This is a genomic window from Leisingera sp. ANG-Vp (assembly GCF_000813725.1).
Lineage (GTDB): Bacteria > Pseudomonadota > Alphaproteobacteria > Rhodobacterales > Rhodobacteraceae > Leisingera.
This window is the reverse complement of sequence record NZ_JWLD01000044.1, coordinates 22,857-48,518: the sequence shown is the minus strand read 5'-3', so window position 1 is coordinate 48,518 and position 25,662 is coordinate 22,857. Positions and strand designations below refer to the sequence as shown.

21 protein-coding genes, 1 tRNA gene and 3 pseudogenes are annotated in these 25,662 nt (G+C 60.7%); 8 read left to right on the top strand and 17 right to left on the bottom strand.

Annotated elements, in window-relative coordinates; translation table 11 throughout:
- Window positions 1-38: 38 nt before the first annotated feature.
- The gene (gene purB, locus RA20_RS14385; protein WP_039130055.1) at window positions 39-1,343 is read right to left on the bottom strand and encodes an adenylosuccinate lyase; all 1,305 of its coding nucleotides are present in this window, start codon (window positions 1,341-1,343) and stop codon (window positions 39-41) included.
- Between the two features lie 86 nt (window positions 1,344-1,429).
- Between purB and RA20_RS14380 the strand changes: the two genes are divergently transcribed.
- Window positions 1,430-1,771: a hypothetical protein gene (locus RA20_RS14380; protein ID WP_039130050.1), complete on the top strand. Its 342-nt coding sequence runs from the start codon at window positions 1,430-1,432 to the stop codon at window positions 1,769-1,771.
- 160 nt (window positions 1,772-1,931) lie between these two features.
- On the opposite strand, the gene RA20_RS14375 is transcribed toward RA20_RS14380, so the two are convergent.
- A complete protein-coding gene (locus RA20_RS14375; RefSeq protein ID WP_039130048.1) occupies window positions 1,932-3,167 on the bottom strand; it encodes a bifunctional alpha/beta hydrolase/OsmC family protein in 1,236 nt (411 codons plus the stop codon).
- Window positions 3,168-3,262: 95 nt separating this feature from the next.
- Here RA20_RS14375 and RA20_RS14370 point away from each other — a divergent pair, with 95 nt between their 5' ends.
- On the top strand, window positions 3,263-3,811 hold the full coding sequence (locus tag RA20_RS14370; RefSeq protein WP_039130045.1) for an NUDIX hydrolase: 549 nt from the start codon (window positions 3,263-3,265) through the stop codon (window positions 3,809-3,811).
- Window positions 3,812-3,879: 68 nt separating this feature from the next.
- Here RA20_RS14370 and dddP read toward each other — a convergent pair whose 3' ends face one another.
- Entirely contained in the window at window positions 3,880-5,223 is a 1,344-nt protein-coding gene (gene dddP, locus RA20_RS14365) for a dimethylsulfonioproprionate lyase DddP (protein WP_039130042.1), read from the bottom strand.
- Window positions 5,224-5,382: 159 nt separating this feature from the next.
- Between dddP and RA20_RS14360 the strand changes: the two genes are divergently transcribed.
- Window positions 5,383-6,144, top strand: a complete 762-nt coding sequence (locus RA20_RS14360; protein ID WP_039130040.1) for a heme-dependent oxidative N-demethylase family protein — start codon at window positions 5,383-5,385, stop codon at window positions 6,142-6,144.
- Between the two features lie 7 nt (window positions 6,145-6,151).
- Here the strand turns inward: RA20_RS14360 and RA20_RS14355 are convergent, their stop codons facing one another.
- The 7 genes and pseudogenes from RA20_RS14355 to RA20_RS14330 all read right to left on the bottom strand — a co-directional run bounded on the left by RA20_RS14355 (window position 6,152) and on the right by RA20_RS14330 (window position 13,151).
- A complete protein-coding gene (locus RA20_RS14355) occupies window positions 6,152-6,943 on the bottom strand; it encodes a hypothetical protein (RefSeq protein ID WP_039130037.1) in 792 nt (263 codons plus the stop codon).
- A 330-nt stretch (window positions 6,944-7,273) separates the two neighbouring features.
- A complete protein-coding gene (locus tag RA20_RS14350) occupies window positions 7,274-8,068 on the bottom strand; it encodes a lytic murein transglycosylase (protein WP_052249010.1) in 795 nt (264 codons plus the stop codon).
- Between the two features lie 93 nt (window positions 8,069-8,161).
- Window positions 8,162-9,409: an Hsp70 family protein gene (locus RA20_RS14345; RefSeq protein WP_039130034.1), complete on the bottom strand. Its 1,248-nt coding sequence runs from the start codon at window positions 9,407-9,409 to the stop codon at window positions 8,162-8,164.
- 82 nt (window positions 9,410-9,491) lie between these two features.
- On the bottom strand, window positions 9,492-10,808 hold the full coding sequence (locus tag RA20_RS14340) for a tetratricopeptide repeat-containing sulfotransferase family protein (protein ID WP_241482261.1): 1,317 nt from the start codon (window positions 10,806-10,808) through the stop codon (window positions 9,492-9,494).
- Between the two features lie 111 nt (window positions 10,809-10,919).
- Window positions 10,920-11,240: pseudogene (locus RA20_RS26400) on the bottom strand (tetratricopeptide repeat protein); the annotation flags it as partial.
- A 120-nt stretch (window positions 11,241-11,360) separates the two neighbouring features.
- A complete protein-coding gene (glnA, locus tag RA20_RS14335; protein WP_039130030.1) occupies window positions 11,361-12,767 on the bottom strand; it encodes a type I glutamate--ammonia ligase in 1,407 nt (468 codons plus the stop codon).
- A gap of 45 nt (window positions 12,768-12,812) precedes the next feature.
- Window positions 12,813-13,151, bottom strand: a complete 339-nt coding sequence (locus tag RA20_RS14330) for a P-II family nitrogen regulator (RefSeq protein ID WP_008554830.1) — start codon at window positions 13,149-13,151, stop codon at window positions 12,813-12,815.
- A gap of 170 nt (window positions 13,152-13,321) precedes the next feature.
- Here RA20_RS14330 and RA20_RS14325 point away from each other — a divergent pair.
- Window positions 13,322-14,955: pseudogene (locus tag RA20_RS14325) on the top strand (NAD(P)H-hydrate dehydratase).
- A 9-nt stretch (window positions 14,956-14,964) separates the two neighbouring features.
- Here RA20_RS14325 and RA20_RS14320 read toward each other — a convergent pair.
- The gene (locus RA20_RS14320) at window positions 14,965-15,492 is read right to left on the bottom strand and encodes a Hint domain-containing protein (protein WP_039130027.1); all 528 of its coding nucleotides are present in this window, start codon (window positions 15,490-15,492) and stop codon (window positions 14,965-14,967) included.
- 219 nt (window positions 15,493-15,711) lie between these two features.
- Here RA20_RS14320 and RA20_RS14315 point away from each other — a divergent pair.
- Window positions 15,712-15,796 (top strand) — tRNA-Leu (locus RA20_RS14315).
- Between the two features lie 94 nt (window positions 15,797-15,890).
- Here the strand turns inward: RA20_RS14315 and RA20_RS26170 are convergent.
- From RA20_RS26170 to RA20_RS25410, 3 genes are all read right to left on the bottom strand, one after another.
- Window positions 15,891-16,202: a hypothetical protein gene (locus RA20_RS26170; RefSeq protein ID WP_052249008.1), complete on the bottom strand. Its 312-nt coding sequence runs from the start codon at window positions 16,200-16,202 to the stop codon at window positions 15,891-15,893.
- A gap of 6 nt (window positions 16,203-16,208) precedes the next feature.
- Entirely contained in the window at window positions 16,209-16,466 is a 258-nt protein-coding gene (locus RA20_RS14310) for a hypothetical protein (RefSeq protein ID WP_052249007.1), read from the bottom strand.
- 513 nt (window positions 16,467-16,979) lie between these two features.
- Complete coding sequence (locus tag RA20_RS25410; RefSeq protein WP_152618520.1) at window positions 16,980-19,703, bottom strand: calcium-binding protein; 2,724 nt, start codon at window positions 19,701-19,703, stop codon at window positions 16,980-16,982.
- A gap of 406 nt (window positions 19,704-20,109) precedes the next feature.
- Here RA20_RS25410 and RA20_RS14295 point away from each other — a divergent pair.
- Window positions 20,110-20,541 (top strand): annotated as a pseudogene (locus RA20_RS14295) (IS5 family transposase); the annotation flags it as partial.
- Between the two features lie 215 nt (window positions 20,542-20,756).
- Here RA20_RS14295 and RA20_RS14290 read toward each other — a convergent pair.
- Window positions 20,757-21,002 (bottom strand): hypothetical protein, encoded by a 246-nt coding sequence (locus tag RA20_RS14290; protein WP_052249005.1) that lies wholly within the window; start codon window positions 21,000-21,002, stop codon window positions 20,757-20,759.
- A 701-nt stretch (window positions 21,003-21,703) separates the two neighbouring features.
- Between RA20_RS14290 and RA20_RS14285 the strand changes: the two genes are divergently transcribed.
- Together RA20_RS14285 and tig are read left to right on the top strand one after the other, a co-directional pair.
- Entirely contained in the window at window positions 21,704-22,822 is a 1,119-nt protein-coding gene (locus RA20_RS14285) for a porin (protein ID WP_039130022.1), read from the top strand.
- Between the two features lie 222 nt (window positions 22,823-23,044).
- Window positions 23,045-24,376 (top strand): trigger factor, encoded by a 1,332-nt coding sequence (gene tig, locus RA20_RS14280; RefSeq protein ID WP_039130494.1) that lies wholly within the window; start codon window positions 23,045-23,047, stop codon window positions 24,374-24,376.
- 66 nt (window positions 24,377-24,442) lie between these two features.
- Here the strand turns inward: tig and RA20_RS14275 are convergent, their stop codons facing one another.
- Window positions 24,443-25,126 carry an HTTM domain-containing protein gene (locus RA20_RS14275; RefSeq protein ID WP_039130020.1) on the bottom strand — a complete coding sequence of 228 codons (684 nt, stop codon included), beginning with the start codon at window positions 25,124-25,126 and terminating at the stop codon, window positions 24,443-24,445.
- Window positions 25,123-25,569 carry a hypothetical protein gene (locus RA20_RS14270; protein WP_039130017.1) on the bottom strand — a complete coding sequence of 149 codons (447 nt, stop codon included), beginning with the start codon at window positions 25,567-25,569 and terminating at the stop codon, window positions 25,123-25,125. The genes RA20_RS14275 and RA20_RS14270 overlap by 4 nt, the downstream gene beginning before the upstream one ends.
- Window positions 25,570-25,662: the final 93 nt, after the last annotated feature.

The following is a 25,662-nucleotide window of genomic DNA, read 5'->3' as shown; positions in this document are numbered from 1 at the left end:
GTCCGGCGGGGCGCATCTGATAGAACAGGCGGACCGGCTTATTCGCCGAAGACCCGCTTGAAGATCGTGTCGACATGCTTGGTGTGGTAGCCCATGTCGAATTTTTCGTTGATGGCCTCTTCGCCCAGGGCAGCAACCACATCGGCGTCCGCCAGCAGCAGCTCGCGGAAGTCAACGCGGTCTTCCCAGACCTTCAGGGCGTTGCGCTGCACCATCGCATAGGCGTCCTCGCGGCTGACACCGGCTTGGGTCAGGGCCAGCAGGACGCGCTGCGACATCACCAAGCCCGGGAATTTGTTCATGTTGTCCAGCATGTTCTCGGGGAACACCAGCATCTTGTCGATAACGCCGGCCAGACGGTGCAGGGCAAAGTCCAGGGTGACGGTGGCGTCCGGGCCGATGCCGCGCTCGACGGAGGAGTGTGAAATGTCGCGCTCGTGCCACAGCGCCACGTTCTCCATCGCCGGGATCACGGTCATGCGGACCAGGCGGGCCAGGCCGGTCAGGTTCTCGGTCAGAACCGGGTTCTTCTTGTGCGGCATTGCCGAGGAGCCTTTCTGGCCCATCGAGAAGAATTCCGCGCCTTCCAGCACTTCGGTGCGCTGCATGTGGCGGATTTCCACCGCGACGTTTTCGATCGACGACGCAATAACGCCGAGGGTCGCAAAGAACATTGCGTGGCGGTCGCGCGGGATCACCTGGGTCGAGATCGGTTCGGCGCGCAGGCCCAGCTGCTCGCAGACGTGCTCTTCAACCGCCGGGTCGATGTTGGCGAAGGTGCCAACCGCGCCGGAGATTGCGCCGGTGGCCACTTCCCAGCGGGCCTTTTCCAGGCGGTTCTTGTTGCGGTCCATTTCAGCGTAGAAGCGGGCGAAGGTCAGGCCCATGGTGGTGGGCTCGGCGTGGATGCCGTGGGAGCGGCCGACACGTACGGTGTTCTTGTGCTCCAGCGCGCGCTTTTTCAGCGCGGCCAGCAGCTTGTCCATGCCGTCCAGCAGGATATCGGCGGCGCGCACCAGCTGTACGTTCAGGCAGGTGTCCAGCACGTCCGAGGAGGTCATGCCCTGGTGGACAAAGCGGGCTTCTTCGCTGCCCACGTGTTCAGCCAGATGGGTCAGGAAGGCAATCACGTCATGTTTGGTGACGGCTTCGATTTCGTCGATGCGCGCGACGTCGAACTCCACGTCTTTGGCTTTCCACACCGCATCGGCGTTCTCGCGCGGGATCACGCCGAGGTTGGCCATGGCTTCGCAGGCATGGGCCTCGATCTCGTACCAGATCTTGAATTTGGTCTCAGGCGACCAGATGGCGGTCATCTCGGGGCGGGCATAGCGCGGGATCATGGGCGGAAGCACCTTTATGTGATTGTGCAGCAGATGCCCGGCCTATTAGAGGAGGAGAGGAGAGACAGCAAGGCTGGGAGGACGGCATGAGGCAGATTGCCCTGATGATTGCGGTATCATGTGCGGTTTCGCCGCTGTGGGCGGCAGAGTGGCGGGTCCTGAGCGGGGAAGAGGTGCAGGCGGCGCTGGAAGGGCGCAAGCTGGTTTACGGCAACGGCGCCTGGCAGGAGTTACGGGCTTCGGGGCGGACGCTCTACAATGCCGGACAGGACAGCTGGGGACACTGGGGCGTCAGAGACGGTAAATACTGCTCTACCTGGCCGCCATCGGATCTCTGGGCTTGCTATGTGCTGGAAAGCGATGGCGAGGCACTGCGTTTTACCGGCAAAAGCGGTGATGTCACGACGGGACGCTACGCAGACGAATGAGTGACAGCAGCGGCGGTTCTCCCGCCTGCGCTGCGGCCTTCCTGCGAAGGCCTGCCGCAGTTGGGCCCGGCGCCGCGCCAAGGCGCGGCGCCGGGCCCAAGGCCGCTGATGTTGCAGGTTCCCTGCAACGTCCGGGCGCGGGAGCTCCCCGGCGGCTCCGTTACACGGCGGCCTTGTGCTGTTTGGCATCCAGATGCGTTACAACCTTGGCGCCGCTTTCCAGGGTCCGGTGCACCGGGCACCGGTCGGCAATTTCCATCAGCTTGGCGCGCTGTTCATCGCTTAGCGGCCCGCAGAGATGGATCACCCGGGTGAACTGGTCGATCTTGGCCGGGCCGGTGGGCTGGGCGTCCTGGGCGTGCACCTTGTCGTGGCTCACATCGACACTGATCCCTTCCAGCGGCCAGCCCTTGCGGCGGGCATACATGCGCAGGGTCATCGAAGTGCAGGCGCCAAGACCCGCTGCCACAAACCCGTAAGGCGACATGCCGCGGTTGGTGCCGCCGTAGGCCAGGGGTTCGTCTGCATAGGTGTGGTGGCTGGGGCCGGACTGGACGTCCTGCAGGAACCCCTCCGGGTCGGCTTCAGTGACACGCAGGATGCCTTCCGGCGCTCCGGGCGGCGGCGCAGGCGGCGACATGTCAATGTAGCGGCTGGCCCAGGCCGAAATCACTTCGGCAGCATACTCCGCATCCGCAGGCCGCGAGATCAGATGGTCGGAATCGTCCAGTGTGACAAAGCTCTTGGGATGTTTGGCGGCAGTGAAGATCGAGGCGGCATTGTCGATACTGACGGTTTCGTCGCGCGGTGCGTGCAGGACCAGAAGGGCAGCCTTGAGGTCGGTTATCGCCGGAGACAAAGCTTCGGCCGTGATGTCGTCGACAAATTCCTTGCCGATCACGAAGGGCCGCCCGCCCAGGCAGACTTCGGCTTGGCCCTTGGCTTCGATTTCCGGCAAGGCTGCATCGAAGTGATGCGAAACATGGCCGGGATCAAACGGCGCGCCCAGGGTGACCACCCCCTTGACCGTGGGGATGCCAGCCCGTGCCCGCAGCACTGCCGCGCCGCCCAGGGAATGGCCGATCAGCAGCGACGGCGCCATATTGCGCGAGGCCAGATACCGTGCGGCCATGATCAGGTCCGCCACGTTGGAGCTGAAGGTGGTATTGGCAAACTCGCCCTCTGAATGCCCAAGGCCGGTGAAATCGAACCGCAGTACGGCTATGCCCATGGCCGCGAGCCGCCCGGCAATGCGCCGCGCTGCCGGGATATCCTTGGAGCAGGTGAAGCAATGGGCAAAGAGAGCGGTTGCCAGAACCGGCCCTTCGGGCAGATCGAGGCGGGCAGCAAGGGTGTTTCCGGCGTGGCCGGGGAAGGAAATGCGTTCCGTGGGCATGGGCGTGGCCTTTGTTGGGTGTTCCGCATAGATTGAGCGCTCATTGGGTCCTGAACAAGGCAACAGACCCTGACGTCACGGGAAGGTGAAGGCAGATGAGCGGCTGCGCTATAGAAGGCATCGGTTGTTACAGCCCGCGGGATGCGCGGGACCGGGAAATGTGGCGGCGTTTGCAGGCGTTCTGCGAAAGCGAACCGCAGGCGTTTGGCCGCAATCCTGCGGCCGGCCATGTAACCGGATCCGCGTTTGTCATGTCGCCGGATTTGAAAAGCGTGCTTCTGACCCATCACCGCAAGCTGAACCGCTGGTTCCAGCTGGGCGGCCATTGCGACGGTGTTGCCGATGTGCCGTTTGCAGCGCTGAAGGAGGCCTATGAAGAAAGCGGGCTCAGCCGGATCCGGCTTTTGTCAGACCGCGTGTTTGACGTGGATATTCATGAGATTCCGGAAAGCGGCAGAGAATGCGCCCATCTGCATTACGACGTGCGCTACCTGTTTCAGGCGGAAGCCGGAGAGATTGCTGCCAGTGCAGAATCGCACGCACTTGCCTGGGTGCCCTTGGAGCAGCTGGAAGAGGTGACAGACTCGCCCGGTGTTCTGGTGCTGCGGGACAAGCTGCAGCCGTTCCTGGCCAGCTGCTGTTAAACTGTGGCGCCTGACGGCGCCGCAGGTGGAGCCGGCCCCTCCCAGCGGGAGGGGCCGGCCGCCGGGCGCTACGCTTCGCCCAGAAGTTCCTTGTCGAAGGGGTATTTGGTCAGGTTCTCGTAGCCGTCCTCGGTGATCAGCACCTGGTCCTCCAGCTTGATCGAGAAATCGCCGCCTTCGGGGGAAACCAGTGCTTCGACGCAGAGCACCATGCCCGGCTCCAGTTCATAGTCGAAGGCGCCTTCGACCATCTGGTCGGGATAGGCGACCAGCGGCCATTCATCGCACAGGCCGACGCCGTGCATCATGCAGCCGTATTTCTGCTTCTGGAACTGTTCATCCAGCGGGTGGCAGCCGCGCGACAGCTCCTGAATGTTCACGCCAGGCTTCAGCATCTCCATATTGTGGCGGATGTGTTCCAGCCCGTGCTGCATGGCATAGATCATGTCAGCCCGCGGTTTTTCATCGCCGATCCACCAACTGCGGGAAATGTCGATGCAGATGCCGTAGGAGCCGACCAGATCAGTGTCAAAGCTGATCATCTCGTTGTTTTGGATGATGCGGGGGCCGCATTCCTGGAACCACGGGTTGGTGCGCGGACCGGAAGCCAGGAGGCGGGTTTCGATCCACTCGCCGCCGCGGCGGATGTTTTCCGCGTGCAGAACCGCCCAGACGTCATCCTCGGAGATATTGCCGCCGGGGATCTGTTCGCGGGCGAATTTTTCCATGGCGGCCACCGCGGTTTCGCAGGCGTGGTGGGCGCAGCGCATTGCCAGGATCTCATCCGGGCCTTTCACCGCGCGGCATTTCTCAGTCAGCTCTTCGCCCGGGAAAATCTCCAGCCCCTGCGCCTCCAGCGCCCGCAGGCCGTGCAGCATCACCTTGTCCACCGCCAGCCGTTTGTTGCTGCCGCTGTGCTCCTCCAGCAGGATGCGCACCTCGTTGGAGAACTTGTCGGCGGCCACGTCGATCTTGTCGCCGCGGTCAAAGTAGAACAGATCTGCGCCGGCGCGCTGTTCGCGCACCAGCGGGTTGAATTCGCTGAGGAACGGCGACTGCTTGTAGTCCCACAGCACCATGTAGCCATCGGCGCAGACAAGCAGCGCCCGGAACGGGTTGTGGGTGTTCCACAGCTGCATGTTGGTGCTGTCGGTGGCGTAGCGGATGTTCAGCGGATCGAAGACCAGAAGGCCGCCGTAGCCGCGGTCATTGATGTGCTTGACCAGCCGTTCCCAGCGGAACTTGCGCAGCGCCTGCAGATCGGGCAGCTGCAGGCCTGCTTCGGCCCACTCGGAGAAGGCCAGCTGGGTCGGCCCGATTTCAACCCGGTCATTGTCATTGGGGGTGTTGTCGCCAAGATTTGCGCCGCGGGTCGGGTCGATCTTGCGGATGTCGCGGTAATGCTCGTTCATGCGTGGCCTCCGTCGCTGCACAGGTCTGTCCAATTGTCGTCAATGTGACAGCCCCTGCAGCCGGAATCGCTGCAGAAAACGACTGATTCCACGGTCGTTTCTGACCTATGATGCAACGTCGCGGGTGGTTTCCCGGGAGGGGGATGCTATCGGAGATGAATGACCGAGATTCTGCAGAAAACCATTCCTTACAATCCGCTTGAGGAGAAAAAGCTCCCTGGTGTCCAGCCGCTTGGACCGGAGGAGTGGTTAACGGCGGATGAGGCCTTTTCCGGCCAGATGGCGGAACGCCGGCGCCTCCTTTCGGAAAGACGGCAGGACGTTCTGCAATTGGACGTTGGCGCGATGGCTGCGGCGCAGGAACTGCTGCAGATGGTGCTGGACACGGTTTCTCCTGGTGCGCGGCAAACGGCGGTTCGGCCGGATGGCGTAGCGGTGCCTGTTGATCCGAAGGATCCGCTAGGCACCTTGGGACAGATTGCGCAGCAGGATTTCTGCATCCTTCAGAAACCGGAAGGCGCGGACGAGCATGTGCTGACCGGTGCGGTGCTGTGCTTTCCGGCCAGCTGGACGCTGGCGGAAAAATTCATGCGGCCGCTGACCGGAATACATGTGCCTGTCGGCAGCTACGATGCGGGTATTGCGGCAAGAGTGCAGCGTCTGTTTGACGGGGTTCAGGCAGGGCGGCCGCTGTGGCGGTTCAATGCGCTTTGGTATCAGGATCCGGCCCTGTTTCAGCCGCGCAGCCAATTTGCGCCGCGGGACCGGTCGCATGGGACGCGGGCAGATTATCTGCGCAGCGAAAAACAGATGATCCTGCGTCTGCCGCAGAGCCGCGCGGTGGTGTTCGCCATTCATACCCGTGTGCTGGCACGGCAGGATGTGATGCGGCAGTGGGGCACGCCGGGGCAGGCGGGCTGAGACCGGATCACGGACCCAGCAGCCGGGCAGCCTGCACCATGCCGGCGCTGTCCAGAAACAGGATCAAGGCGGTCAGCAGCAGCAAGTGGCTGACAAACCGAAGCCGTTTGCTGCTGGAAAGAGTGAAAGCCGCCACTACCGAGGCCCCAAGCCGGCTGCCCCAGCCTTGAGAAAGATTATGCACTGCGGCTGGCATGCGGGCACGGGTGGCTGCCGCAGCCTGGATGGTTCTTGCAGCGGCAAAAGCACGGTCGCAATGGGCCTCAAGCTCCTGCGCGGTCTGCTCAACCGGGGTAAAGCAGTCCCGGCCCCGTGGGCGGGGCAATGCCTCTTGAAGGGGGGCTGCAGCCGCACGCTCCGCTTCTTGCTGCCGCGGTTCAAACGCACTCAGAAACTGCTCGCAGGTGAGCGCTACGTCAGAGTCCAGCCACTCGACCGAGGTCGCCTCCACCTCAGGCAGCAAACGGCGCAGCGTTTCTGCCAGCAGCAGTTCAGAGATCTCTTGATCGCAATGGCTGGGGTAAACAGACGTCAGGGACAGTTCCAGGAATGCTGCGGGCTGCAGCATGCTGCTCGTCAGCTTGCTGGCACGGCGCAGCGGCACCCGGCGCAAACGGACCGTCACGAGGTAATGGTCGCTTTGCAGCTTGGCGGTGTTTTCGGCGCGGGCTTCAATCCGGTCCGCGGGGTGCCCGAAGTCGTCAAGCGTGTCCACAACCGCAGTCACCGCTGCAGAGAGGGTTCCGGAGTCGCGGTATTCCAGCCCAAGCCTGCCTGTGTATTCTACCTTCTCTGCCACCGTCCGGATCCTCCATTCAGGGTGCCGATAAAGAAAGAATAAAATTTGAAGTAGTTAAAAGTGGGGCAGGGAAGGTGTCCTGAACGGAAACCAGGAAGGCACGGGAAAGGAAAATGGGGCGAAGGGTAAGGTGTTGTTTTTTAAAAAAAATGACTAAAAATGCAGGCTTTTCCAGGCCGGATTGCGGCTCAACTGTGGCGGCGGGCGGTCACATTGATGCCTCAGGGCCTACAATCGGGCGGGAATCGCGGGAACTGTTCCGGGCCTCAAGGCAGCTGTCTTTGCACCCGAAATGAAGCCGGGCGCAAAGGCATCGTAAATCCGAAGGCGTCAGCCGTCGATCTGGCGGCCCATGATAGCCAGAGACTGCTGATAGACTGTGGCGGCATTCCATTCTTTCAGGACACGGTAGTTCGGTTCGCCTTCCTGATAGCCCCGGCCGGGCTTCCAGCCCTTCTGGCGCAGGTAGTGGGCAGTGGACGCCAGAGCATCGCCCATATTGTAAAAGTCGACCCGCCCGTTGCCGTCCCAATCCACGCCGAATTCCAGGGCATTGCCGGGGAGAAACTGAGTGTGGCCAAGTTCGCCGTGTTTGGCACCAAGGGTCGCGGGCGTGATTGCACCCTGGTCCACCAGTTTCAGTGCTCCCAGAGCATGCGGGCGGAAGAAGTCCGAACGGCGGCAGTCGTAGGTCAAAGTGACAATGGCCGAGACCACCTGGCTGTCGCCCATGTAATTGCCAAAAGCGGTCTCCATGCCGTGGATGGCAATCAGGATGCCTGCGGGCACGCCGTATTTCCGTTCAAGGGCGGCATAGAATTCCGGGTTGCGGGCTTTGCGCTTGCGTCCCTGGGCCACGATTGTCGCAGAGCCGCGGATCTGCATGAATTTCTCCAGCGAGTATTTGAAGCTTTTCTGGTTGCGGTCGGCAGCAATAGTGCGGCGGGCATATTGCGCCGATGCCAGCGCTTGCAGCCCGGCCTTGCGGACGCCCGCGCGCTTGGCATCGCGGGTGAATTCCTGCTTCCAGGCATCAAACCCGGCAGAGGTGTTTCCGCAGGTGGCGGCAAGGGCGGGCGAAGCAAGCAGGGCGGAAATCAGGACAGGGGCCAGAAAGCGGCGCATATAAGAACTCTCGAAATGTGACTCGTGCGCCTGCAGCCTAACGTGCTGGCGCCCTTTGTCTAACGGGAATTCCGCGCTTAGGTTCCCATTGGCCTAGGCAAAGGCGCCAGCGGCGGCCAGGGCCAGCCCATCGGCAACGGCCGTCATGGCATTTGCCGTTTCGGTGCGGGCATTTGGGCAGAGCGCTTGCATCTGTGCCTGTACAGCCGCCAGCAGCGAAGAGCCGCCGACTAGAACAATCCGCTCCACCTGATCCTGGGCAAGCCCGGCCATTTTCAGGGTTTCCGCTGCACAGGCTCCGATGGCTGCGGTCTGCTCCGAAAGCGTGCGGTTCATCTCTGCCGCGGGCAGAGGTACGGACAACCCGCGCTCCAGCAGCTTCAGGTCGATGGCAGCGCTGCCTTCTGCACCATTGGCCCTGATCTTGCCGCGCTCCACTGCAAAGGCAAGCTCATGGCCCAGCTCGTCCTCCAGCACCGCAACCAGGCGGGCAAGCTTGTCCGGCTCCGCCGCATTGGCGGCCAGATCCTGCGCTGCGCGGCGGCTTTCGGGGGTATAGAGGAAAGGGATCATCTGCCAGGTGGCCAGATCGTTGAACAGGCGGTTGGGCGCGGGCAGGCTGCCGCCGCCGAATGTGTTGCGGATCTGGCTGCCGCGGCCCAGAAGCGGCATCACATGATGGATGCTGAGCTGGCGGTCGAAGTCGGTGCCGCCCAGCCGGACGCCGTTTGACGCCAGGATCCGGGTGCTGCCGTCCTCCTTCTGCACAAAGGCGGTAAAGTCCGAGGTGCCGCCGCCGATGTCGACGATCAGACCCGCGCCCGGTGCAGGGGCGGCCGCGCGCAGGGCGGCTTCGGGTTCGTACATGAACATCACGTCCTGAAACCCGGCCTCGAGATAGCAGGCGCGCAGATCCTTTTCGGCCTGCGTATCGCGGTCCGCGTCCTTGGAGTGAAACCGCACCGGCCGGCCCGACAAGGCATGGGTGAACTGCATATGGGTGGCCGTTTCGGCGCGCTTCTTCATCTCTGCCAGAAACCGGGAGATAATGGTAGCAAAGCTGATCCGCTCGCCTCCAAAGCGGCGTTCCTCATGCAGCAGAGGGGTGCCCAGAAGGCTTTTGAGCGCGCGCATAAACCGGCCTTCCTCGCCGCAGATGAGGGCGCGGGCAGCGCTGTGGCCGATCCGCATGCTGCGGGCGTCTTCTTCAAAGAACACAGCCGTCGGCAGGGTCTGTTCTCCGGGTTCCATCTCCACTAGCCAGGGTCGGACGCCAACCGTAATCCCGGCCGCCGAGTTGGAGGTGCCAAAGTCGATGCCAAGGGTGTTTGGTGCTGTCATAGGGAGGCTCCGGCTGGATCAGGGGAACCAGCGGCAATACCATCTTCGTGCCGAAGGGCAATCGGCTTCTTCGCCGGGCAGGTCAGGTTTGCTGCAGATCGGGCCAAAGCTCCGGGTCCAGTTCGCTTATAAACGGCGCCAAGGTTTCCTGATGCTGTTCCCACTTGCGGACAGACCGGGCGTGGACCGGTTCACGGACCTGATGGACGCTTGCGGTCAGAACCTGTCCGGCGTGACGGTGCGGTTCAGCCATTTCCGCCACCCATTCCAGCCCGCAGTGTTCAGCAATGATCCGGCTTCCGCCCTGCACGTCCGCGACAAGGTCCTCATAGTTCACGTCGAGGATCCGGCCGGGCAGCACGCGGTGCCAATGTGCCATCAACCCGGCGTAGAGGTTGAACCGATGTGCCATCGCCCGCAAATCATAGGTGAAGGGAAGTGCGCCGCCGGCAAACAGAGTCTGCCATTGGGAAAGCGCTGTGTCGCGAGGGTCCCGGCGCAAATGGATGACCTTGGCATGGGGGGTGGCCTGTAAAAGGAAACCCAAGAACCGGAAGTTCTCTGGCATTTTGTCAACATAAGCACGGCTGCCGGCAGCCTTCGGCGGCAAATTTTCCCGTGTGACGCGGGCCAGTTCCTGCACCTCCGCTGTGCCGAATGGCGAACTGGTCAGCAACGCGGCCACCATCCGTTCGTCGATGCGCCGTTCGCCGGCGGCGAAGACCGCCGGGTGTGCGCCCAGCATGGCCTCTGTCAGTGTTGTGCCAGAGCGCGGCATTCCGACAACGTAAATCGGAAACGGCCCTTGCCCGGCCTCGGGCTGAAGGGCAATGGGGGCAGGACAGCGGGACAGCACCTCCTGACTCAGATGGTTCTGCTGCCGACGGTCGTAGGGCAGGATCTGTGAGACGGACTTGTTTCCGGCGCGGTAAAACTCAGCTGCTTGCACCTGGTCACCTGACCGGCGCGAGAGGTGGGCTGCGGAAAATTCCGCAGTTGCACGATCCAGCGTCTTGGGCGCGGCCCTCTTCAGTGCGGCAATTGCCGCAGCCTGTATCTCTCCCAGCTGTTCGGAAGGCAGAGCGAGAGCCAATTGCAACAGAGCTTCGCCATCGTCTGGGTTCAATCGCAAAACTTCACGGTAGACGGAGGCGGCCTGCTCACGCTGGCCGGCCGCGTTCAACTGCGTTGCGATACGCAGAAGCGTGTGGGTATTGCCGGGTTCTATCGACCGGGCTTGTTCGAGGATGTTCAGCGCCTCATCTGTCTGCAGCTGGTAGGTCAGCAGGTCGGCTATGCTGTAGTGAAGGGGGATGTCACGTGGCATCAGTTCCAATGCAGCCCGGAACCCGTTCAGCGCGGCATTGATTTCGCCCAGACCCTCATCAGCCTCGGCCAAGAGCCTGACAGCCTGCACGTTCTGCGGTGCCAGGTCCACGGCCTTGGCAGCGGCGGCACGGGCAGCCTCTAACATCTGCAACCCCTTGCGGGTGGATGCGAGGGCAAGCCAGGTGTTCACATCCTGCGGCTGCAGTGCAGCAGCCTTGGTCAGGGTGGATTCAGCCTTTGCAGTCTGACCAGCTGCCGCCAGCGCCAACCCGAGGTTCCGGCGTGCGTCATGAAATGACGGGTCCAGCTCCAAAGCCTTGCGGTACAGCGGAATGGCTTCGCGCTCCTTGCCCGCCGCGCAAAGCGCTACCGCTGCAAGGTTGGGAAACAGCGGGTGCGCCTTGTGCTTTTTCATGGCTGCCTTGGCGGCCTTCAGAGCCGCCTTGTGGTTGCCTTGGCGTGTCAGGGTAAGGGTCGTCTGAATGTCGGATTGTAAACTCATGCAGCCAGCAATGGGACATGGCAAGGTGGAAATCAAGCGCCTCCAATTTCCAGGGCACTAAGCGCCCGGCACAAAAAAAGGCGCCCCGAAGGAGCGCCTTTTCCGTAATATCGCTGCAGCTTAGCAGCTGTAGTACATGCCGAACTCCACCGGGTGCGGGGTGTGCTCGTACTTGTGGACCTCTTCCATCTTCAGCTCGATGTAGCCGTCGATCTGGTCTTTGGTGAACACGTCGCCCTGCAGCAGGAAGTCGTGGTCGGCGGCCAGCGCGTCGATGGCTTCGCGCAGCGAGCCGCAGACGGTCGGGATGCCTTCCAGCTCTTCGGCCGGCAGATCGTAGAGGTTCTTGTCCATGGCCTCGCCCGGATCGATCTTGTTCTTGATGCCGTCCAGGCCGGCCATCAGCAGCGCGGCAAAGCACAGGTAGGGGTTTGCCGCCGGATCGGGGAAGCGGGCCTCGACGCGCTTGGCTTTCGGGCTTTCGGTCCACGGAATACGCACGCAGCCGGAGCGGTTGCGGGCGGAGTAGGCGCGCAGAACCGGGGCTTCGAAGCCGGGGATCAGGCGCTTGTAGGAGTTGGTGGACGGGTTGGTGAAGGCGTTCAGGGTCTTGGCGTGTTTCAGGATGCCGCCGATGAAGTAGATCGCCTCGTCCGACAGGTCAGCATATTTGTCGCCGGCAAACAGCGGCTTGCCGTCTTTCCAGATCGACATGTTGACGTGCATGCCGGAGCCGTTGTCGCCGTAGATCGGCTTCGGCATGAAGGTTGCCGATTTGCCGTAAGCGTGGGCCACATTGTGGATCACGTATTTGTACTTCTGCAGCTCGTCGGCCTGTTTGGTCAGGCTGTCGAAGATCAGACCCAGCTCGTGCTGGCAGGAGGCCACCTCGTGGTGGTGCTTGTCCACTTTCATGCCCAGACGCTTCATGGTCGACAGCATTTCAGAGCGCAGGTCCTGCGCTTCGTCGGTCGGGTTCACCGGGAAGTAGCCGCCCTTCAGGCCCGGTCGGTGGCCCATGTTGCCCATTTCGAATTCGGCGTCGGTGTTCCAGGAGCCGTCGGTTGCGTCGACTTCATAAGACACCTTGTTGATGGTGTTGGAGTAACGCACGTCGTCGAACAGGAAGAATTCCGCTTCCGGGCCCATGTAGGCCACATCGCCGATGCCGGAGGACTTCAGGTAGGCCTCGGCTTTCTGGGCGGTGCCGCGCGGGTCGCGCTCATAGGCTTCGCCGGTGTCGGGCTCAACGATGGAGCAGTGCAGGCACAGGGTCTTTTCCGCGTAGAACGGGTCGATATAGGCCGAGGTGGTGTCCGCCATCAGTTTCATGTCGGAGTTTTCAATCGACTTCCAGCCGGCGATCGAGGAGCCGTCGAACATGAAGCCTTCTTCCAGGAAGTCTTCGTCCACCAGGTCCACGTCCACGGTCACGTGCTGCAGCTTGCCGCGCACGTCGGTGAAGCGGATGTCGACGTAGGCCACGTCTTCTTCACGGAGAGTCTTGAGAACTGCGTCTACGCTCATTCCCTTGGTCCTTCTGATATAGGTATCTGGAGATTTCGTGTGTGTTTACAGCGCGTCCGGGCCGGTCTCGCCGGTACGGATGCGGATGGCTTGCTCGACGGGCGAAACAAAGATTTTGCCGTCGCCGATCTTGTCGGTCTTGGCAGCGTCGACGATGGCTTCGATCGCCTGGTCGACCTGATCGTCGTCCAGCACAACCTCGACCTTCACCTTGGGCAGGAAGTCGACAACATATTCGGCGCCGCGGTACAGCTCGGTGTGGCCCTTCTGGCGGCCGAAGCCTTTGACCTCGATGACGGAAAGACCCTGGACGCCGACGTCCTGCAACGCTTCCTTCACCTCATCCAGTTTAAAAGGCTTGATGATGGCTTCGATCTTTTTCATCGGCATGGCTCCTCGCAAGCTTGTTGGGGGTGTCATTTCACTTCTAAATGAAGGCAGCAATGCAAGGCTGTGCAGCTGCGGCATTTGAAGGCGGGATTTGAAGCTGTCTGCCTAAAAATTAAGCGCTGCGCCCGGAAAATGCGCAGAATTGAATCGGGGAAGGGCAAAACATGGCCGAACTGCTGACCGCAGCCCAGATGCGGGCCATTGAGGCGGCCGCCATTGAGTCCGGCGAGGTGACCGGGCTGGAACTGATGGAGCGCGCCGGGCAGGGGGTGGTTGAGGCCATCTTCGAGGAATGGCCGGAGCTGGCGGAGCCTGTTGAAGCCGGGCGAGGGGCCGGCCCCTCGCGCTCCCCGGAGTATTTTGACAAAGAAGAAGAGGCGCGCAGGGCGGTGATCCTGTGCGGGCCGGGCAACAACGGCGGCGACGGCTTTGTTGTGGCGCGGCTGTTGAAGGAGCGCGGCTGGGCGGTGGAGGTGTTTCTTTATGGTGATCCCGACAAGCTGCCGCCGGACGCGAAAGTAAATTATGAGCGATGGCTTAAAGTTGGAACGGTCAGGAATTGGGATGACCAAAAAGTCCGCAGCACTTACGAAAGTGATGACGTCAGTCAGTTTCTGGTTATAGACGCTTTGTTTGGCGTGGGAGTGAACCGCGAAATGCCTTCTGATACTCTGCAGATGTGGTACGGGTTCATGCCATCGGCTCAATACCAATATGCGCATGAACCTAAGGAGGACAGGTTTGTGGCTATCGACCTGCCAAGCGGAATTTGCAGTGACACTGGAAAGAACTTCGGGGCCTTGCCCGCCCATCTTACGGTTACTTTCCACAAGCCTAAGCATGGGCATGTTGCGGGGGAAGGCCCAAACTTTTGCGGAAAAGTTATTGTTAAAGACATCGGTCTATAAGCTCAGTGAGCCAAACAGACGGAGCGGCTATGAATCCTTTTACAGAAGAAAACCTTCCTGACTTGAAGAAGGCTGCAGGACATAAGTATTCTCATGGTCACGCCCTTATCCTTTCCGGCGGAGCGGGAAAAACCGGGGCGGCCCGGCTTGCCGCCCGCGGTGCGTTGCGGATCGGGGCAGGGCTGGTTACCGTCGGCTCGCCGCGCTCGGCGATGTTTGAAAATGCCGCCAACCTTACTGCGGTCATGCTGCAGCAAATTGATGGCGCGCATGGTGTCAGTGAGCTGCTGGAAGATAAGCGGTTCAACGCGGTCTGCCTTGGCCCCGGCATGGGCCGCGGCGCGGATACTCAGGCCATCGTTCTGGCTGTGCTGAAGGAAAAGCGTGCAACCGTGCTGGATGCAGATGCGCTCACCCGGTTTGAACTGAAGCCCGGAGCCCTGTTTGAGCTGCTGCACGAGAACTGCGTGATCACCCCCCATGGCGGCGAATTCGCCAAGCTGTTTCCGGATCTGGCAGAGAAGCTGAATGCGCCTGCCGCAACCGGCCCGGCGTATTCCAAGGTCGATGCCGCCCGGGAGGCCGCCAAACGCGCGGGCTGCACCGTTCTGTTCAAGGGGCCCGACACGGTGATTGCCGCGCCGGACGGGCGCTGCTCGGTCAATTCGGCCCATTACGAGCGCTCGGCACCCTGGCTCGCGACCGCTGGGTCAGGCGATGTCCTTGCGGGCTTCATAGCTGGTTTGATGGCGCGCGGCTTTGCACCAATGCAGGCGGCGGAAACCGCGGCCTATCTGCATGTTGAATGCGCGCTGGAATTCGGCCCCGGCCTGATTGCCGAGGACCTGCCGGAGCAGATCCCCGCCGTGTTCCGCAAGCTGGGGCTGTAAAGCTCCGGCTCAGGCCGCCGGGCGCAGGTCTTCGGGGGCTTGCGCCGCTGCGGCCAGTTCCATGCCGCCTGCATAGATCACATGCGGGCGGGAGAACTCCAGGATGGTCAGCTCCATCATCTGCAGGCCCAGGTCGCGGATGAATTCGCCGTCCACCAGCTCATAAGCGGGAACCACGGCCTGCGGCTGGCCGAACATTGCCTTGGCGCGCCAGTCGCGCACCAGAATCCGCTGGTCCCACGGCACGGTCAGATCGCCGTCGCTCCGGGTGTCGCCCAGCGAGCCGGCCGAGATGCAAACGGCCTGCAGCATGGCCCGGCGGGTCCTGACACTCTCCACCTGAGCCATGCCCTGGGTTCGGGTGATGAGGCTGTCTCCTGCCTTGATCTCCTCGGCAGCACGCTCTCCCTCGCGCCCAAGCACAATAGTGCCGCGCAAAAGGCTGATATTCTGGCTGCCTTGAAACAGCCGTTGCGGACGGGCCTGGCCGCGCGCAGCCAGCTGCGCGCGCAAGGCCGCATTGCCAAACGGTTTCATGATGTTGCTCGCTCTGTATGCCTCAGATTTTTTTCTGAAACTACGGCACAACCGGATTCCGGGCCTAGTCCTTTCAGGCAGAAATCCGCCTATTGTTGCAATTATACGGACGGATTGTTGCTGTTTTGCACAGCCGCGGGGCGTGAGATTTCCTCTCGCATCCTTGGGAAAGCTTTGCTATTGACCGCGGCACGCAGGGCCAAGTGCTTTGCGGTACGTGCGGGTGTGGCGGAATTGGTAGACGCACCAGATTTAGGTTCTGGCGCCGCAAGGCGTGGGGGTTCAAGTCCCTTCACCCGCACCACTTTGTTTTTAAAAGAAAATATAGAAATTTTGGAGCGCTCTGGACGGCGCCAAATTTTCAGTTTCCCAGAAGGTTTCCCAGTTTCGCGTTCTGTTCATGTTCTAGTCCGGCGGGCCTGAGCCGCTTCTGACAGGTTCCGCTGGTTCGCCCGGATTCGGTTTTTCTTGACCATCTCAAGCGTTTTATAGCCGGTGACTGCTTGGATCTCACTATCGCTTGCGTCGGCTTCGGCGAGCGCAACCGTGGCGGAATGCCTTCGCCGCGCTCCCGGGGCGTTGATGCTGGCAATGTGCAGGTGCGGATCCCGGCTCTTGACTTCGATCAGCCCGTCAGCGCCGACCAGGCCGTCCGGGGAATAACCAAAGTGGGGAAAGCGGTCATTGGTGATGAAACCCACCTCGATCACGATGGCTTACTTCGTGGAATAGAGGTCCCGGGCGACCTCTTCGTCGATATGGCCCCGCAGCATCTTCTCAGAGGTGAACGGATCTTCCTCGGGAATGCCGGTGATCCGCTGCACGGCGATTTTGTTGGCCAGGGCGCGGGTTTTGTCGTTAGCCGCCAGCTTGAGCGCGGGCGTCACGTTCTCTTTGACCACACTGGCCGTCAGCACGCCGCAGCGGAGCTGGTGCCATTCGTCCGTACCTTGCTCTGCGTTGTGCAGCTTCACGGGTCAAAACTGGTTCATGTCTCGCTCCTTTGGAAAAGACCCCCGGCGGCACAGAGTTGCGGCAATGCAGCCGCCGGGGGCGAGTAGGGCGCCAGGACGTAGGACAGGGAGGCGCCCGATTGGGGAGGTTCCGGGGGTCTGGCGCCACGTGGTGCGCAGCGTCTCGGCGCGGCCGGTCAGCTGGGCGCCGACTGAAAGAGCGCAGATAGCCATGCAGTACCAGAAGACGAGGCGGATAGCTGCAGGGCTGGACAGCCAGGGCCGCTGACGCCGCTGCGGTGCAGGGTGTTTCCACGGCCCCTTGTGCTACTTGTGGTCAATTCCCCGGCGGCGCCTGATCGAGGCTCGTTCCGAATTGTTTGGACAGTCTGTGCGGGTTCAGATCAATCCGCTGGATGTGAAGGGGGCCGCATGAAACGTGGCCGGAAACGTGGCCGGCGTGGATGAAGTGATTGAGTATTTTGAGGAGCCAGTATCCTTTTGCCCTGGCTCCTCTTTCAGCTATGACAATCGTCAAATAACGCTGATGTTACCCGTCAAATCTGAGAGCTGCAGATTCTCCAAAGTCAAAACATCACCGCCGCCGAAATCAAACACCACATGGGCGCCGCTCTGGCTGGCATTGCCGAGGGCGTCAGCTTCCGAAGAAAAGCCAAAGTCGGTCAGGATCAGCGTGTCATTGCCATTGCCGAAATCGGTGATCCGGTCGACGTCGTTATTCTTCCTGAACTCGAAGGTGTCGTCGCCACTGCCGCCGGTAAGCACGTCGTTGGCATTGCCGCCCAGCAGGTAGTCGTTGTTGTTGCCGCCGAACAGCGTGTCGCTGCCGCCGCCGCCGCGCAGGCTGTCCTGGCCGTGTCCGGCATAGAGCGCGTCATCGCCGTTGTGGCCATGGAGCGTGTCATTGCCAAGCCCTGCAACCACTGTGTCGTTGCCGGAGCCGGCAGTTATCAGGTCGTTCCCTTCGTTGCCGACAAGGCGGTCATCGCCGCCGCCGCCGGACAGGGTGTCATTGCCTTCGCCGGCATTCAGCGTGTCATTGCCGGTGTCGCCTGACAAGTCATTGGCGCCGCTGTTGCCGGTGATGACGTTATTGGCGGTATTGCCCGTGCCATTCAGATCGCCAGTGCCGGTCAGCATCAGGTTTTCAACGTGCTCCCGCGTGCTCAGATCGTAGGAGACCGAACTATTGACAGTATCGATGCCCCCATCCGCGGCTTCGACTACATTGTCGCCGCTGTTGTCGACCCAGTAGATGTCATCACCGGTGCCGCCATCCAGCCGGTCTGCACCGCTGCCGCCGTCGAGTTCGTCGTTGCCGGAGTTGCCGTAGAGATTATCCGTACCGGTGCCGCCGTTCAGGGTGTCATCACCGGAATGGCCGCGCAGCGTGTCAGCGCCGTTGCTGCCGGACAGGCTATCGTTGCCGCCTTCGCCGCGCAAACTGTCGTTGCCGGAGCCGCCAAAGAGGCTGTCGCCGTGGCTGCCGCCGCTCAGCGTGTCATCTCCGCTTCCGGCGTAGAGCTTGTCATATCCAAGGTTTCCCGACAGGTTATCGTTGCCGTCGCCACCAATCAGGGTGTCTTTGCCATCACCACCACTCAGCGTGTCGTTTCCGGCATTGCCTTCGAGTCTGTCATGGCCGCCTTCACCGGAAATGCTGTCGTTTCCTCCGCGGCCAATGATCGTATCTGCACCATCCGTAATATACGTGATTTCGATCCTGGTGTTTGCCCAAGCGTTCAAATCAAAGGTGACCAAGTCGCCTGAGGAAACCACGCCGTCGGAGTACGAGACTACAGGTTCGGCGTTTGAGTTTTCGCCACCGGCACCACCGTCCCAAACCTCTGTAAGGACGACAAAATACTGCCCATTCTGTACATAGCTACCGAAGTCGAGGGCCACGTTGTCTGAAAAAGAACCGCTGCGTTCGGAAACGAATGCTACGAACCTTTGAGTGTTTGAAGCATCTCCATAACCGTGTACATCAATCTCGCCAGCTTGCTCAAAATCGAACTTGGCCTGCAATCCGACAAGGCTTTCGCTCATCATTTTGAAGACTTCGCCTGAGATCGAGAGCCCGTCGCCGTTGTGATCAAGAAGCGCTCTGTCCTGCGCGTTGTTGAAAGTCAAAGGCCAGATTTGAGCGGTGTCGATGCCATGTGTCGACATCTCGTAGACCATTTCGACCAGCATGGACGCGTGTTTGAGACCTTTTGTGTCCGGCCGACCCTTCTGCGGGTTCCACTCAGTCAGGTGTTGTGTCAGCTCCGGCAACCCTGCGGATCTATCTAAGAGATCCTCGAAACCGTTCACTCTTCTAAAAATATTCGATTTTTCTGTATCGACTCCAGCCAATCCCTTGTCGGCGTAGTAGTGAAGAACGACCCCGTCGATGGCGTCAGCAGCCCCGGATACCGCGTTAATACCGGCTGCAATATCTTCAGCTTGCTCCCAATCGCGTCCCTGCCCGTCAATGGAGTAAGTCAGAAATCCCGGGGGAACCACACCGCCGAATTGGTCATCGATATGGCTCTGCTTGTAAAAGAGAGGGGCCGAACCGCTGTTGTCTACGAAAATTTCGGCATCTTCATTTGGAGAGAAGACAGCGGCCGACGCTGTTGTCTGAACAATGATTTCAGCATCTATTCCCTCAGCGTCGAGCTTTTCCTGGATCTTCACGGAAAGCTGTCCTACCAAGCGTCCGTACTCTGCAGCCGTCATTTGGCCACTGCCCCAGAACTCATTTCCAAGTTCAAAGGTCGTGATGGTCACACCGTTTGCATCCGCGTATTGAAGTGCCGTTTCGATATAAGCGATGACGTCGTCAATGTAGTCCGCGTCCAGCTGGCTTCGAGAGCCGTAGGTGCCGTTTTGCAAAGCGGAAAGAGCGTCTGTTGCGAACCCCACCTGAGTTGGTATCCCCAGCGACACGTCAGCATTAATTTCTCCTGCAGAAACAAAGAAATCATCCAAAGGAGTCAGCACCAGATTTGGGTCAATCTTCGACACGGCTGAGTTGGGGTTTGTCATGTCAAAGTGGGACTCAAAGACAGCGCCACCAGGGAAGCGCAGCGTGGTAGCGCCGAGCTCTTCTACATCTGATTTGTGGGAGTCATTTGGATCAACGAACTCAGTGTCGTAGTGAGTAACTAGGTTAACTCCAAAGAGTGAGGAGTCGATTGTCACGATGTCCGTTGCTGCATCTGTTTCATCAACAATACTATAGGTAGGCATTCCATTCCCCGCAGGTCATTTGAAATTTGAACAAGAAACTGGATGAACTAAAAACTAACCGCACAGTAGAAAGCGGGCATCGGTTACGCAATCACAGAGTGAGGCGAGCTCTGCCCGTTACGTGCGGGGGGTAAAGCGGTTCTGGGTGATCTTTTGGCACTGAGTAGTGGCTGCCTTATTCCACTTACGTGCACGTTGGAGCGGGCCACCGATAGGCAGGATCGCGACGCCATGTGCCAGTTTAGGCCAAGTGCAGCGTTGGTGGTGCTGGCCGGGCCGCTCCTGGGGCGATTTGTGAGCTTCACAGGCATGTTTCAGGAAGCCTGCGACATGCATCCAGTGATTCAGGCGCAGGCGCAAATGTTTGGGCGGTCGGAGAAAGTGAAGTTTGACCCACTGGAGGTAAAAGGGGGGGCGTGGACGCCCGATTGGTCGAACGAAGGGCGGCATGAACACCAAACTGCATGCCATCTGCGACAGCAAGGGGAGCCCGCTGAACTTGTTCGTCACCGCCGGACAGGTCAGCGACTACATCGGTGCCCGGGCTTTGCTGAACAGCTTTCCACACGTCGACTGGTTGCTCGGTGATCGCGGGTAGGACGCCGATTGGTTCAGAGACGCGTTGAGAGACAAACGGATACGCCCGTGCATCCCTGGTCGAAAACAACGCAAGGCCGCTATTCGATGCGACAAGCGTAGATACAAACGGCGTAATCGCATTGAGATCATGTTCGGCAGACTTAAAGACTGGCGGCGTGTCGCAATCCGCTACGACCGCGGCCCAAAGGTCTTCCTCTCTGCCATAGCCCTCGCAGCACTCGACATTTATTGGCTATGAGTCCTGACCCTACTCCCAAGTCTTGCCCATCTGCATTTTAGGGTATCGCTTTCTGCAAATGGCAGTTTCCGGTAGACAGGAAGCGAAGAAAACGCCCGTGTAGGCGTGCTAAGAAAGCATGTTCGTTGAAGCCAGGGCTGCGCTTTAAGCCGCGGCCAGCCAGGCTGTGCATGCCGGGACGCGGCATTGCGCCGGCGGGAAGGGAACGGATGTTGTCAGTTCTTGACCGGTTTTGCCTCATCGGAGTCGCTGCCCGCAAGATCGACTGCGCGTCTCAGTGCTTCGATCAGCTGCAGGGCCGCGGCCCTGCTGCATCTGAGGCGCGCAGTTACTTCGCTGCGCACCTCCACGCTGCCGTTCGGCTTAGGGTCTAGCAGGTTGGCTTGAAGTTCGACCTGGATGTTTCCCCCCGCTTTTCCAAACGTGGTGCATCCGTCGAAATACACGATTTTATCGCTCATGCTCAAACCTCCCAAAGTCAATTCCGGAAAAGCTTATGGGGGGCTCGGGTGGTGCGGCAACTGAAAGTTGCCTGCATGCTTAAGATACTTGCGGGGCCGGGGAGCATTCGGGCTGCAATGAAGGCACCAAGCTGGAAGAACTGCCCGCGAAGGCAGTGAACAGGGCACGGACGCAAAAGCTGGTGTTATTTGAGCGGGGCCGGAGGGGCTGGCCGGCAGAAACCAGCTGCGGGCTACCGTCTTCCCAAAGAGATCAGAAGACGGGGATCCGGTGCAAGACGGACAACTGCAGTTTCCTGCCCGAAGATGCCGCTTCAGGCCAAATGCTGAACTGCTTGCAGGTCGGCACCGGCAATAGCCGAACGGCCCGGGAACCGGTCGCTTTGGACGGCTTGCATATTCAAGGGACTGTGCAAAATAGCACGGTGTCATGAGCGTTTCTGAAGGGTTGCAGAAATTGCATGGCACGCCTGCGAAGGAGGCTTTGCTGAAAGTGATGCAGGTTACGTAACTGATTGCACAGGAGCGGTTTTTTGCTCCTGGAAAGGCTAGATGAGCGAAAATTCGCTCATCCGGGCGCGGTGGAATTTGCCGGCGATTTCAACCCTGAAGGCTCAAAAAATCCCGTGTTAGCCCTGTGGCAGGCAGCGGTCTCAGGGATGGAGAGGCTCGCTGCCGACGGAACAGGAGACTCAAGTAAAATGAGCACCAAATTTGCGGCCCGCGCGGGGGCAGCTTCGCTGGCAGCCGTTCTGGCTGCCCCGGCCGTGGCAGGCCCCACCTATACCACCGACAACGGCGGCAGCTTCCGCTGGTACGGACAATTTAACCCGTCCTTCCAGTCCTTTGATGACGGTCAGGAAGACTTTAACCGGCTGGTGGACAACGAAGCCTCCAACTCGCGGATCGGCTTCTGGCTGGAGCAGAGCTATGGCGAAAACACCCTGCGGTTCAATTTTGAGACCGCTTTTGGCTTCCGCAGTTCGGACGGCGTCAGCCAGCTGACCACCGGCGACAATGTGAGCTGGGACCGGACCAACATCCGGCATGTGGATTTCCAGTTCGACACCGCGCGCTATGGCCGTTTCTCGGCTGGTCAGGGCTCGATGGCGACGGACGGGATCACCGGTGCGGATTTCTCTGGCACCGGTCTGGGCGCGTCCAACTCGGTGGCTGATTCCGCAGGCGGTTATGCTTTCCGAACCAGCGGCGGCGCACTGAGCAGCGTGGATATCGGCGATGCTTTCACCGATCTGGACGGCAGCCGCCTGGGCCGGATCCGCTACGATTCGCCGGACTTCGCCGGGTTCACCTTTTCGACCTCTTACGGCACCGACATCCTTCGGGACGCGAATGACCGTGAAAGCTATGACGTGGCAGTCCGCTGGGCCAACGATGATGCTGCAGGGTTTGCGATCGACACCGGTATCGGCGCCTCCTGGACCGAAGAGACCGGCGAGGCTGACCGCCGCGACATCTCCGGCTCCTTTGCGGTGCTGCACAAGGCCACCGGTCTCTCGCTTAATGTGGCGGCGGGCGAGCGCGACATTGCCGGCACCTATGCTTATGCCAAGCTCGGCTACAAGGCAGACCTGATTGCTGCCGGCTCCACCGCGTTCTCGGTCGACTACTACGACGGCTCCGACATGGTGACGGCAGGCGACAGCGCGGAGTCGTGGGGGGTGGCCGCGGTGCAAAAGATCGACAGCCTGAATGTCGAGACCTACCTGGCTTACCGCGACTACTCCTATGCGGATACCAGTGCCACGACGTACCAGGACGCCAATGTCATCCTGGCCGGCGCGCGCTGGAAGTTCTGAGCTTTCAACTCCCTTGGTTTTCAGAACGGAAACACGTCCCCCGCGGGGCGTGTTTCTTCGTTTTCAAGGGCGGAAACCCTGAAGAAAAGACATTGGAAACCTGCCGATTCCGCTGCGAAGCAGGCAATGCCTCTTGCGCCGCCGCCTTTGTCCACATAGAAGACCGCAAATTGTCTGGGGGCGCCTGCGTGCATGCGCTCCGAATCTCTTATGGGGAATATGATGCAGGTCACCGAGACGCTGAACGAAGGTCTGAAACGCGGCTACGCCATCACTGTCACCGCTGACGAGCTGGCCGAGAAGGTCAACGAGAAGCTCGCCGAAGCGCAGCCGGAAATCGAAATGAAAGGTTTCCGCAAGGGCAAAGTGCCGATGGCACTGCTGAAAAAGCAGTTCGGCCAGCGCCTGATGGGCGAAGCGATGCAGGAAGCCGTCGATGGCGCCATGAACAAGCACTTCGAGGACAGCGGCGACCGTCCGGCGATGCAGCCCGACGTCAAGATGACCAACGAAGACTGGAAAGAAGGCGACGACGTCAACGTCGAGATGTCCTATGAGGCGCTGCCGGAAATCCCCGAAGTCGACTTCTCCGGCGTCGAGCTGGAAAAGCTGGTTGTGAAGGCTGAAGACGAAGCCGTCACCGAGGCGCTGAACAACCTGGCGGAAACCGCCAAGGAATTCGAAGCCCGCGAAGAGGGCGCTGCGGCCGAAGACGGCGATCAGGTTGTAATCGACTTCCTGGGCAAGGTTGACGGCGAAGCCTTTGACGGCGGCGCAGGCGACGACTACCCGCTGACCCTGGGCTCCAACTCCTTCATCCCCGGTTTCGAAGAGCAGCTGGTCGGCACCAAAGCCGGTGAAGAAAAAGACGTGAACGTCACCTTCCCGGAAGAATACGGTGCAGAGCACCTGGCCGGCAAAGACGCTGTCTTCACCTGCAAGGTGAAAGAAGTCAAAGCCCCGAAAGCGGCCGAGATCGACGACGAGCTGGCGAAGAAATTCGGCGCTGAGGACCTGGACGGCCTGAAAGGCCAGATCACCGAGCGCCTGGAGGCAGAATACGCCGGTGCTGCCCGCGCGGTGATGAAGCGTGCGCTGCTGGACAAGCTGGACACCCTGGTTTCCTTCGACCTGCCGCCGTCGCTGGTGGAAGCCGAAGCCAAGCAGATCGCACACCAGCTGTGGCACGAGGAAAACCCGGAAGTGGAAGGCCACGACCACGGCGAGATCGAAGCCACCGACGAGCACAACACCCTGGCTGAGCGCCGCGTGCGCCTGGGCCTGCTGCTGGCCGAGCTGGGCCAGAAGGCCGAAGTTGAAGTCACCGACGCCGAGATGACCCAGGCGATCATGGCGCAAGCCCGCCAGTACCCGGGCCAGGAGCGTCAGTTCTTCGAATTCATCCAGCAGAACGCTCAGATGCAGCAGCAGCTGCGCGCGCCGATCTTTGAAGACAAAGTTGTTGACCACATCGTCGGCCAGGCGAAAGTGGAAGAGAAACAAGTCTCCAAGGACGATCTGCAGAAAGCTGTTGAGGCGCTGGACGAGGAGTAATCCTCAAAAGCTCTCGGAGTTACGGGAAGGCCGCCTGCTGGGCGGCCTTTTTCGTTGCCGGCGGGTTTAAAGGATCACGCGTTCCTGGAGCCACAAGAGGGACGGGTAGGCGGCCAGCCAAACCCAGAAAAACCGGTTCAGCCCGAACAGGCAGGCATTGGCCAGGTGAAACAGGGCTGCGGTGAACAGGGCGAGGATCAGCGCCTCGCGGCTGAACAGGGCCAGCGGAAACAGCAATTCGAACAGCATCACCGACCAGCCCATGACCCAAAGCAGGCGCGGACGGTCTGCGTATGCGCGCAAACCTTCGCTGACCGGGTATGCAGAGAAGCGGAACACGTCCTGCAGAGCGCGCCCGGAGCGCCACTCGGGGTTCACGATTTTCACCTGTCCGGAGATGAAGTAACAGATCACCAGTTGCCCGGCGAGATAGGCAAAAGCATATTCCTGCCACTGCTCGGAGGGCAGCCAGCGGGCGGCAGTCAGGCAGCAGAGGATCAGCAGGCTCATCTTGTCGCTGCCGCCGTTGTAGGGCCCTTGGAAGCGCTGCAGATGCAGAAGCCCTAGACCCAGCAGCCCCAGCAGAACCCAGGGCGCGGCTATCCCTGCCAGCAGCAGCCCGCTGAGAACAAGGCGCGGGCTGTGAATAATCTGCTCGTTGCGGAACCCCGAAAGGTGTTCAAGGCTTTGCAGCACAAAGGCAAAACCCAATAGAACTTCTGTTGCGCGCAGGGCGAGCTCAAAGCTCATGCTGCGGCCTTTCCTGGGAACGGATGCGGCTCCGACTGATAGGTAACGGCTTTCACCAGGCTTCCATCTTCGTCCCGGTCGATGAAAACAAGGCGGAACTGGAGATAGGGCCGCATTGCGTCTGCGGGAAGCGAGCGGGAAAGCTCTGCCGCGACCCGGCACCGGATTTCCTGCAGGCTGTGGTCGGTCGGATTGAGGGTGAGCCGTTCGGCGCAGCTGACCAGAAACAGCCCCTCGTTCCAGCGCGGGTTCCACAGCATCCGCCGCGCCATGGCGGCCAGAGACAGATGCCGGGGCCGGGGGCGGAATTCCTGCCAGGCGGAGGCGGTGCCGCCAGGGTCCTGCAGCAGGGCCCATTCCACCCTTGGGGAAGGGTCCACCGCTTTGAAGAACCGCCACGATGGCATCAGGGCGGGAAGAAGGAGTTTGATCAGGCTCAGCATGGCGCCAGTTAAGCGGCTGCTGATTACAATTCCCCTAAAATGCAGGGCGCGGCGGGGAACTCCCGCCCGTCCTTGCCGGCTTGCTGCGCAAGC

Bases quoted from the DNA above. Each gene is read 5' to 3' on its own strand.
- RA20_RS14275 (WP_039130020.1), bottom strand. From the start codon at position 25,126: ATGAGCTTTGAGCTCGCCCTGCGCGCAACAGAAGTTCTATTGGGTTTT.
- RA20_RS14270 (WP_039130017.1), bottom strand. From the start codon at position 25,569: ATGCTGAGCCTGATCAAACTCCTTCTTCCCGCCCTGATGCCATCGTGG.
- RA20_RS14380 (WP_039130050.1), top strand. From the start codon at position 1,430: ATGAGGCAGATTGCCCTGATGATTGCGGTATCATGTGCGGTTTCGCCG.
- RA20_RS14370 (WP_039130045.1), top strand. From the start codon at position 3,263: ATGAGCGGCTGCGCTATAGAAGGCATCGGTTGTTACAGCCCGCGGGAT.
- dddP (WP_039130042.1), bottom strand. From the start codon at position 5,223: ATGAACGAGCATTACCGCGACATCCGCAAGATCGACCCGACCCGCGGC.
- RA20_RS14350 (WP_052249010.1), bottom strand. From the start codon at position 8,068: ATGCGCCGCTTTCTGGCCCCTGTCCTGATTTCCGCCCTGCTTGCTTCG.
- tig (WP_039130494.1), top strand. From the start codon at position 23,045: ATGCAGGTCACCGAGACGCTGAACGAAGGTCTGAAACGCGGCTACGCC.
- RA20_RS25410 (WP_152618520.1), bottom strand. From the start codon at position 19,703: ATGCCTACCTATAGTATTGTTGATGAAACAGATGCAGCAACGGACATC.
- RA20_RS14330 (WP_008554830.1), bottom strand. From the start codon at position 13,151: ATGAAAAAGATCGAAGCCATCATCAAGCCTTTTAAACTGGATGAGGTG.
- RA20_RS14375 (WP_039130048.1), bottom strand. From the start codon at position 3,167: ATGCCCACGGAACGCATTTCCTTCCCCGGCCACGCCGGAAACACCCTT.
- RA20_RS14290 (WP_052249005.1), bottom strand. From the start codon at position 21,002: ATGAGCGATAAAATCGTGTATTTCGACGGATGCACCACGTTTGGAAAA.
- glnA (WP_039130030.1), bottom strand. From the start codon at position 12,767: ATGAGCGTAGACGCAGTTCTCAAGACTCTCCGTGAAGAAGACGTGGCC.
- RA20_RS14360 (WP_039130040.1), top strand. From the start codon at position 5,383: ATGACCGAGATTCTGCAGAAAACCATTCCTTACAATCCGCTTGAGGAG.
- RA20_RS14285 (WP_039130022.1), top strand. From the start codon at position 21,704: ATGAGCACCAAATTTGCGGCCCGCGCGGGGGCAGCTTCGCTGGCAGCC.
- RA20_RS14320 (WP_039130027.1), bottom strand. From the start codon at position 15,492: ATGAAACCGTTTGGCAATGCGGCCTTGCGCGCGCAGCTGGCTGCGCGC.
- purB (WP_039130055.1), bottom strand. From the start codon at position 1,343: ATGATCCCGCGCTATGCCCGCCCCGAGATGACCGCCATCTGGTCGCCT.
- RA20_RS14345 (WP_039130034.1), bottom strand. From the start codon at position 9,409: ATGACAGCACCAAACACCCTTGGCATCGACTTTGGCACCTCCAACTCG.